The 7858-nt window shown below is 51.3% G+C and carries 7 protein-coding genes and 1 pseudogene; all 8 read right to left on the bottom strand.

Annotated features, from left to right (window positions below; translation table 11 throughout):
• Nucleotides 1–1210 (bottom strand): annotated as a pseudogene (locus ACRCZA_RS08125) (hypothetical protein); the annotation flags it as partial.
• Nucleotides 1211–1450: 240 nt separating this feature from the next.
• The gene (gene fliJ / locus ACRCZA_RS08120) at nt 1451–1897 is read right to left on the bottom strand and encodes a flagellar export protein FliJ (RefSeq protein ID WP_438673950.1); all 447 of its coding nucleotides are present in this window, start codon (nt 1895–1897) and stop codon (nt 1451–1453) included.
• A 143-nt stretch (nt 1898–2040) separates the two neighbouring features.
• Nucleotides 2041–3378, bottom strand: a complete 1338-nt coding sequence (fliI, locus tag ACRCZA_RS08115; RefSeq protein ID WP_438673949.1) for a flagellar protein export ATPase FliI — start codon at nt 3376–3378, stop codon at nt 2041–2043.
• The gene (gene fliH / locus ACRCZA_RS08110) at nt 3347–4327 is read right to left on the bottom strand and encodes a flagellar assembly protein FliH (protein WP_438673948.1); all 981 of its coding nucleotides are present in this window, start codon (nt 4325–4327) and stop codon (nt 3347–3349) included. The genes fliI and fliH overlap by 32 nt, the downstream gene beginning before the upstream one ends.
• Nucleotides 4314–5360, bottom strand: coding sequence for a flagellar motor switch protein FliG (fliG, locus tag ACRCZA_RS08105; RefSeq protein ID WP_438673947.1), 1047 nt, complete (start codon nt 5358–5360; stop codon nt 4314–4316). The genes fliH and fliG overlap by 14 nt, the downstream gene beginning before the upstream one ends.
• A complete protein-coding gene (fliF, locus tag ACRCZA_RS08100; protein WP_438673951.1) occupies nt 5353–7041 on the bottom strand; it encodes a flagellar basal-body MS-ring/collar protein FliF in 1689 nt (562 codons plus the stop codon). The genes fliG and fliF overlap by 8 nt, the downstream gene beginning before the upstream one ends.
• A gap of 43 nt (nt 7042–7084) precedes the next feature.
• On the bottom strand, nt 7085–7420 hold the full coding sequence (fliE, locus tag ACRCZA_RS08095) for a flagellar hook-basal body complex protein FliE (protein WP_438673946.1): 336 nt from the start codon (nt 7418–7420) through the stop codon (nt 7085–7087).
• A gap of 249 nt (nt 7421–7669) precedes the next feature.
• On the bottom strand, nt 7670–7858 hold a 189-nt coding region (locus tag ACRCZA_RS08090), incomplete at its 5' end, for a helix-turn-helix domain-containing protein (RefSeq protein WP_438673945.1).

The raw sequence follows: 7858 nt of genomic DNA, 5'->3' as shown, positions 1-7858 counted from the left end.
AAATCGGGATCAAGGGCAGTTCTGGCCGTAGGCTTGTGGCTTGGGAATTCGCCGAATGGCTGGCGGACAATGGCTTAAAATCGCTTGGTTTATACTCCAGCGCGGAGTCCGTTTGCTCATCAAGCCAAGTGGTCACCACATCGTCTTGGCGAATATCAATCCCTTGACGGAGATCGCTCGCTTGACGCGGATCGAGGGCCGCAATGCTCGCATCCTTCACTGATTGCTCTGCCAACTTGCCTTGCTCTGCCAACTTGCCGCTATCAGCTTCAAGGGATGCTGCGCCATTATCCTGCTCTGCGGCCCCCAATATTGTCCCTTGGACGAGAGGATTTGCCGCCTTATTTACTGCGGCGTGAGTTGCAGCGGTGATGGTGGCGACGTCCTGACCATCGGTTTCAGAATGGGTTCCCTCGGCGGCGAGAATCGTGCCCGGCGCGCGTGATAAGACAGCGGCATGAGCGTCATCCTGTCCATCTGCAGCTTGACTAAGATCATATAAACTACGCTCATGTAGACTGAGCTCGTCTTGCGACGCGCCAGCCACACTGCCCGCGCTAAGCTGCATAAGTTCTTCTAGAGTCTGTGGGCTATCCAACTCGGTCCCGACCATCAAGGCCTGCTGCGCGTCCATTTGCTGCGAGCTTAATGCTGCGCTTACCAGGTCAGTATTGTTAGACTCACTGCCTGAAAGCGCAGTGTCTACATGGGCTAACTCTAACTGATCGGTATTCAAAAGATCAGTATCTAAAAGATCGGTATCTAAGCAATCAGCAGCCGCCTGCGCACCATCAGCCAATTCAGAGGCCAGTAACTCAGCGTCCAGCGACTCGCCTAGCATGCTCGCGCCATTGCCAGCGACCATGCCTGCGCCGAGCGGCAATGTCTCGCCCCTTGCGGCGAGATTGTGCATCTCCTGTGCCATGCCTATTTGCGCAAAAATTAACTGCACTTCATCTTCAGCCGCCTCTGGCGTATCGCCTTGGGGCTCATTGGTACGGGTTGGCTGGCGATTATCGTGCAAATAGCTGGCTTTTTTCTCTAGGGAAGAGGCGGAATTTGCCGAGGCAAGCGCAGCAGAAAACCCTTGCTGATGAGTATCTTGCCTAATATTTTGCCCGGCATATTGATTAGCGCTCGCGCCAGATTTGCTGGTGTTTTGGTTAGTCGGCGCTGAAGTTGCCAATAAAATCGTATTCAGTTGTTGCATATCCGCTCCGGCACGTCCCCCTGTTTCACCCCGCCATTCCAATAATGCGCTGAGTAAAACGTCAATTTATGCTGCAATTGCAGTGCTATAGGCAAAACACAAGCAAATAGAGTGCCAATACTATAAAACGTCAGCGAGGCGCCATGGTGAGAATGCGCGTCCGAGGTTGAGGCCGCAGAATGGGGTTTAAGCCAGATTGATTCACTCAAGGATGGAGTGAAGTGATGGCTGGCGCTTGGGTTAAGACGGCTTACGCCGGAAAAACTGCTGAGAGGCAAATTCATCCGTCAGTTTTTGCTCGTATTTTAACTCTGCAGCCTGACGTTTCTTGGCTTTATTGGCGAGCAACAACTCTACCGCCTTACGCTTTTTTTGTTTATCTAACCAATGTTGCTGACGGTAATTTTTTTGCACTTCACCATCGGCAACCACCCGGTTTTGCTGGGCGATAGCATCGTCAATTTGACGGATAAAACGATGAAACTGATGATAATTGCTGGCGCTAATGGCTTGTCCTTGCCAAGATTGCATCTGCTTCATGTAATCCAGCCGATAATGATTTAAGGCATTTAATTGGTTTTGGCGCTTTTGGCAATCTAACTGGGCCGATTTTAACAAAAGCGCCGCCTGCTCCTCGGCATCTTGGGCCAGTTTTAAAACCAGTAATAAAGGATCTGCGCTCGCCATGGATATCTCACTTAGTTAGCGGGTTCTGACGGATTAGCCTTCATCAGACCGCTGTATCAAAGGTTATTTACCTTTAGAAATTGTTAGTTGCCTTTAGAAACTGTTAGTTGCCTTTATAACCGGTTAGTTGCTTTTATCAACCGTTATTTACATTGCGCCGCAAGCTGGCTAAGCATCAATTGGCTGTCACTAAAACGCACCGCATCGCGCATGGTTTGCCGTAAAAAGGCATTCATGGCGGGCTGTAGGCGGATAGCATTATCAATGCGCGGATCGCTGCCTTGCGCGTAGGCACCAATGGCGATCAAATCACGATTTTGTTGATACAGTGAATAGGTTTGCTTAACCTTGCGCATCGCTTCGAGGTGGTCTGTGGAGATGACCATCGGCGCCACACGGCTGATCGACGCTTCGATATCTATTGCAGGGTAATGGCCAGCATCGGCTAGGGCACGGGATAATACAATGTGCCCGTCAAGGATCGCCCTTGAAGCATCGGCAATCGGATCTTGCTGATCATCCCCTTCGGTCAGTACGGTATAAAACGCGGTGATCGAGCCTTGACCTGGCCCGCCGTTTCCGGCTCGCTCCACCAGCCGCGGCAACTTAGCAAACACCGAGGGTGGATAACCTTTAGTCGCGGGCGGCTCGCCAACGGCTAAGGCGATTTCCCGCTGCGCTTGGGCATAACGAGTTAAACTATCCATTAATAACAATACGTTATAGCCAAGATCACGAAAGTATTCTGCGATACGGGTAGAGGTTTCACAGGCACGCAGGCGCATCAGTGGCGAGGTATCGGCGGGGGCGGCGATCACCACCGAGCGTGCCCGTCCCTGTTCCCCGAGTATTTCTTCAATAAATTCTTTTACTTCTCGGCCCCGTTCACCAACTAAGCCCACCACAATAATGTCTGCGGTAGAGCCTCGGGTCATCATGCCAAGTAACACACTTTTACCGACGCCAGAGCCGGCAAATAACCCCATCCGCTGACCTTTACCGACCGTGAGCATGGCATTGATGGCGCGCACTCCCACATCTAAAGGCTCGGTAATCGCACGGCGGGATAAGGGATTTATCGGTGCACTATGTCTTGCGGCGTGTTGATCGGTTTGCAAGGCACCTAAACCATCTAACGGAACGCCATTGCCGTCGAGCACTCGGCCTAATAAACCGAGGCCAACATTGAGGCCGGTTTGCTCGCCTAAGGGGGTGACGCGAGCGCCAGGCAGCACGCCTCGCAGTTCTTCAATCGGCATCAAATAAAGCAATTGATCATCAAAACCAACGACTTCAGCAATTAATTCCCCCGCCATGGTTTCAATGGAACATAAGCTGCCCACCGGGGCGCGGCAACCACTGGCCTCTAAGGTTAAGCCGACCACGCGCACCAATTGCCCGCTCGCCACGGCCCGAAATGGCACCACTTTATCGAGGTACTGCTGGAATTTATTGCGCAGTTGCTGCTGGCGGTGTTGCATCTGGCTCTCCATGCGGGGCGGCGTTGCTCGGTTCGGCTACGGAATGGTGAGTGTCAGCGGTCACGATTTTGGCGGTATTTTCGCCCTCTAGCGCATCCTTACGTTGCTGCTGCAATAGGCTTGCATGGGCATGTTGCTGGCGAAGATCAGCAAACACTGCGTCAATGCGCGTCGCAACGCTCAGATCAACCTTGGAGCGCTGGCTCGTAATAATGCAATCACCGGCGTGAAGGGAGGGATCGACCTCCAATGTCCATTGGCTACGCGCCAATTGGGCGCGGGTATAGAGCTGTTCAATCAGGGCGGCATCGTCAGGATGTAAGCGAATATTCACGGCCTGTTCTTTAATGGGCAAGGAGTCAATCCCAAGGCGCAAGGCGCTTAAAATATGCTCCGGATGAGTAATCAACTCATGGCCAATCACTGATTTGGCCAGCGTCATGGTTAAGTTCAGTAGTGCTAATTCGATATCGCCATCAAGCAGGGCTAAGGGGCTTTCAAACTGCTTCACTAAGTTATCAAAACGTTCGACCAAGGTTTTTGCCTCGGCAAGGCCGGCCGCAAACCCTTGCTCCTGCCCTTGGCTGAACCCTTCTTGATGCCCTTGGGCTAATCCTTCTAGGCGCCCTTGCTCTAGGCCGCGACTCAACCCTTGCTGCTTGCCCTCATTAAAGCCTTCTTCTTCGGCTTGAGCGCGAATATCTTCAATTTCCGCCATGGTAGGCGGCGCAACCTCTTCAACGGTTTCGGGTGTTAGCTGCGGCTTTGGCTTATAGCCAAATAAATTGGAGGCGCTTTCGTCTGGCGCCTGCGTCACATCGGGTAATTGCCAGTGACGAAAAGCCACATCACTGTCATGCTGGCTTTGACTGGCATGGGCGCTGGAGTCTGCAGTTAGACTTTGGTTTGAACCCGAAGGGGGAATGTCATGGAGATTAGAGGAACTCATCGCCACCACCACCGCCTAACATAATTTCACCGCTATCACTTAAGCGACGAGCTATCGAGAGGATTTCTTTTTGGGCGATTTCAACTTCACTGATGCGGATAGGGCCCATGGCCTCCAAATCATCACGCAATAGCTCGGCGGCACGCTTAGACATGTTGCCCAAAATCTTCTCTTTGAGTTGATCGTCTGCGCCCTTGAGTGCTTTAATCAACACATCTTGCTGCACTTCACGCAACAGGGTTTGAATGCCGCGGTCATCCACATCGATAAGGTTTTCAAAGACAAACATCAAGTCTTGAATTTGCTGCGCCATTTCTTCGTCAGATTCGCGCAGGGTTTCCATCAACTGGCTTTCGATACCGGTATCAAGGTAGTTCATGATATTGGCCGCGGCCTTTAGGCCACCCATTTTGGCCGCTTGCGCACCGCCTTGGCCGGCAAATTGTTTCTCCATGATGTCATTCAACTCCTGCAGGGCGGCAGGTTGCACTTCTTCAAGGTTGGCAATGCGCATCATCAAGTCTAAACGGGTATTTTCGGGGAATTGCCCAAAAATTTCCGCCGCTTGATCCGGTTCTAAATAGGACAATACGATAGTTTGGATCTGCGGGTGCTCATTTTGAATAATGGTGGCGACCTGGCGAGCATCCATCCATTTCAAGGAGTCGAGCCCTTTAGCGCCACTGCCCATGATAATTTGTTCAATCAAATTACCCGCTTTGTCTTCACCCAGCGCAGCGGTCAAGGCCTTACGCACAAACTCTTCACTGTTAAAGCCAATAGAAGAATATTTTTGGATATCATCAAGAAACAACTTATGGACGCCAATGACTTTCTCTTGACCAAAGTCATTCATTGCGGCCATCGCCATCCCCACTTTTTGCACTTGTTTAGGCTCTAAGTGCTTAAGAATAGAGGCCGCATCAGCCTCGCTCAAACTTAACAGCAAAATTGCCGTTTTTTCGATACCACTCAGATCCTTCACATTAAAGCTTGGAGCTTCGGCAGTGTCTTTGGGTTTATTTTCAGCCATTATCTTGCAACCAGTTTTTCACGACTTGGGTGGAAAGCTCGGGCTCATTGGCCACAAGCGCGCGGATGGCTTTAATCATATCATCATCTTTGTGAAGATTTGGGATAAGAATTGAGCCGTCATCGGCATAGCTGTATTCAGCCTCTTTAGTATTAAGCATTCCTAAGGTATCGGTGGCGTACTGATCTTCAATTTCAGCCAGTTCATTCCCTAAGCGCGGATCATCAGGCATATTCACACTATCAGGATAAATTAACCGTTTTAGCATGGGGCGCACCACGGCTAAAATCAGCACGAGGATCACCAGTGCGCCTATTGCCAATTTGACCGCACGCCAAAACCAAGGCTGCTCCCACACATCCGGCGCGGGCACGTCTTCAACCAGTTGATCCATAAAGGGCACAGTGACAACTTCGAGCACATCACCGCGCTGAGCACTAAAGCCCACGGCCCCCTCAAGCAGGCGACGAATGTTAGTCAACTCTTGCTCGGTGCGGGCCACCCGAGCCACTTGGCCATTTTCACCCACTGCACCGGGCTTAAAATCCACCGCGACTGAAACACTGATCCGACGCACGACGCCAATTTGCTGACGTGTATGGCTGATAGTGGTATCTAATTCAAAATTGCGGGTCGCTTCACGGTGCGAATTGCCCGCGGCAAGGGTGACAGAATCGGTCCCTTGCGTGGCCTCTTCAGGAATCGCCGACGCCATTGGCGGCTGATTAGATAACGCCCCGGGGATACCGCCTGTGGTTCCACCGGTCGAATTATTTTCAACGGTGATCTCACTGCGCAGCGCCGGCAAGTCTGGATTAAAGCGCTTAGCCGTTTGCTCAACCGCGGTGAAATCCATGCTGACATCCACTTGGGAGGTAAAACTATTTGGCCCTAAAATCGGCGTCAAAATCGACTCCACTTTAGTGCGATATTCGGCCTCTTTTTGTTGAACTAATTCGAGCTCGCGCCGCGCTCTGGCAGACACGCCATCTTGGCTACCCGAATTGAGTAAACGGCCATTGGCATCGGTGACGGTGACCCGTGATGGCTCTAACCCCTGTACGGCGGAGGCCACGATATCGACAATCGCATCCACCTCGCCCTGACCTAGGCCGCCACGACGGGTATTAATCACCACGGTCGCGCTGGTTTGGGCGGTATTGCGGGCAAATACGTTTTCTTTAGGCAGCGCGAGGATCACCTTCGCCCGGCTGACACTGTTCAGTTGTTCAATCGCGCGGGCCAGATTTTCTTCTTGGCTGTGCTTCAGGCGAGCCTGCTCCATGCGCTGACTCACCCCAAAACCACTGTCTTGGTTTAAAAAATCTCGACTTGATGCACTGCCATCGACACCGGCACGGCTGAGCATCATTTTCACTTCTTGATATTTGTCCTCAGGCACCTTAATAACATCAACATCGATTTGATATTTGACCTTATTTTTATCGAGCACATCTAATACTTGTACCATGTCTTGGGTGTCCATTTTGCCTAATGGACGATACTCTGGCTCCTGCGCCCAGAGCATCACAAATACCGCGAGGGCTAAACAGATGGCCAAGGCGAGGATCATGGTAATTTGGCGCATCATATCAATGCCGCCAAGGCTCGCCATCACCCCTGACTTATGCTCTTGCTGGACACCTTGGTTTGCTCCGCCGGCATTTGACCCGACAATCATTTCTGTACTCACGATGCGTACCTGCTAATAGTTATTCGCTGGCCTAAACAGGCATATTCATGATTTCTTTATAGGCTTCGACTAATTTATTGCGCACTTGCACTGTCGCCTCAAAGGCCACGCTGGCCTTTTCCCGGGCGATGACGGTATCAGAGATACTCACTGTGGTATCGCCCATGTCGAGGCGAGTCGCTAAATTTGAGGAAACAGACTGTAAGCCGCTGACATTACTCACCGCTTGCGAGAGCAGCTGGCCAAAGTCAGCACCCGTGGTGTTATTCACTTGCTGGATGATGTTGGGCGATATACCCACAGACGGTGTAAGTTCACCTTTGAGTGACTGCATTTCCTGTAGAAATGGATTGGCGCCTATTTGCATCTGCTGCTCCCCGTCGTCGAATTCTTGACGATCACACTATCGATAAGCGGGATAATGCAAAATAATTGCCAAGTTTATAATTGGCATGCTGAAAGCAGCACCAATCGCGCACAAGTGGCCAAGGATTGGTCAGTTGTGCGCGATTGGCGTTAACTCAGCTATAGGCTAAAGACTCTCGGCTACTTACTACTTGCTAAGAGTTAGGAGTTAGGAGTTAGGAACTAAGTGTTAACTGCTAGGTGTTACCCATTAAGCGGGCAGCTCAATCCCCATATCACGCATGCGCGCCATTTTATATCTTAAGGTGCGAGCACTGATCCCTAGTTTTTCAGCAACTTGTTTTCGGCTGCCTTGGCACTGGGCTAAGGTTTCTAAAATAATCACGTGCTCCTGCGCTTTCAGCTCATCGCCTAACCCTTCCACGACGGGTACGGATTC

The sequence above is a fragment of the Shewanella sp. genome, from assembly GCF_051658185.1.
Taxonomy (GTDB): domain Bacteria; phylum Pseudomonadota; class Gammaproteobacteria; order Enterobacterales; family Shewanellaceae; genus Shewanella.
Note: the sequence above shows the minus strand (reverse complement) of the source record. Positions and strands in the feature narration are given on the sequence as shown.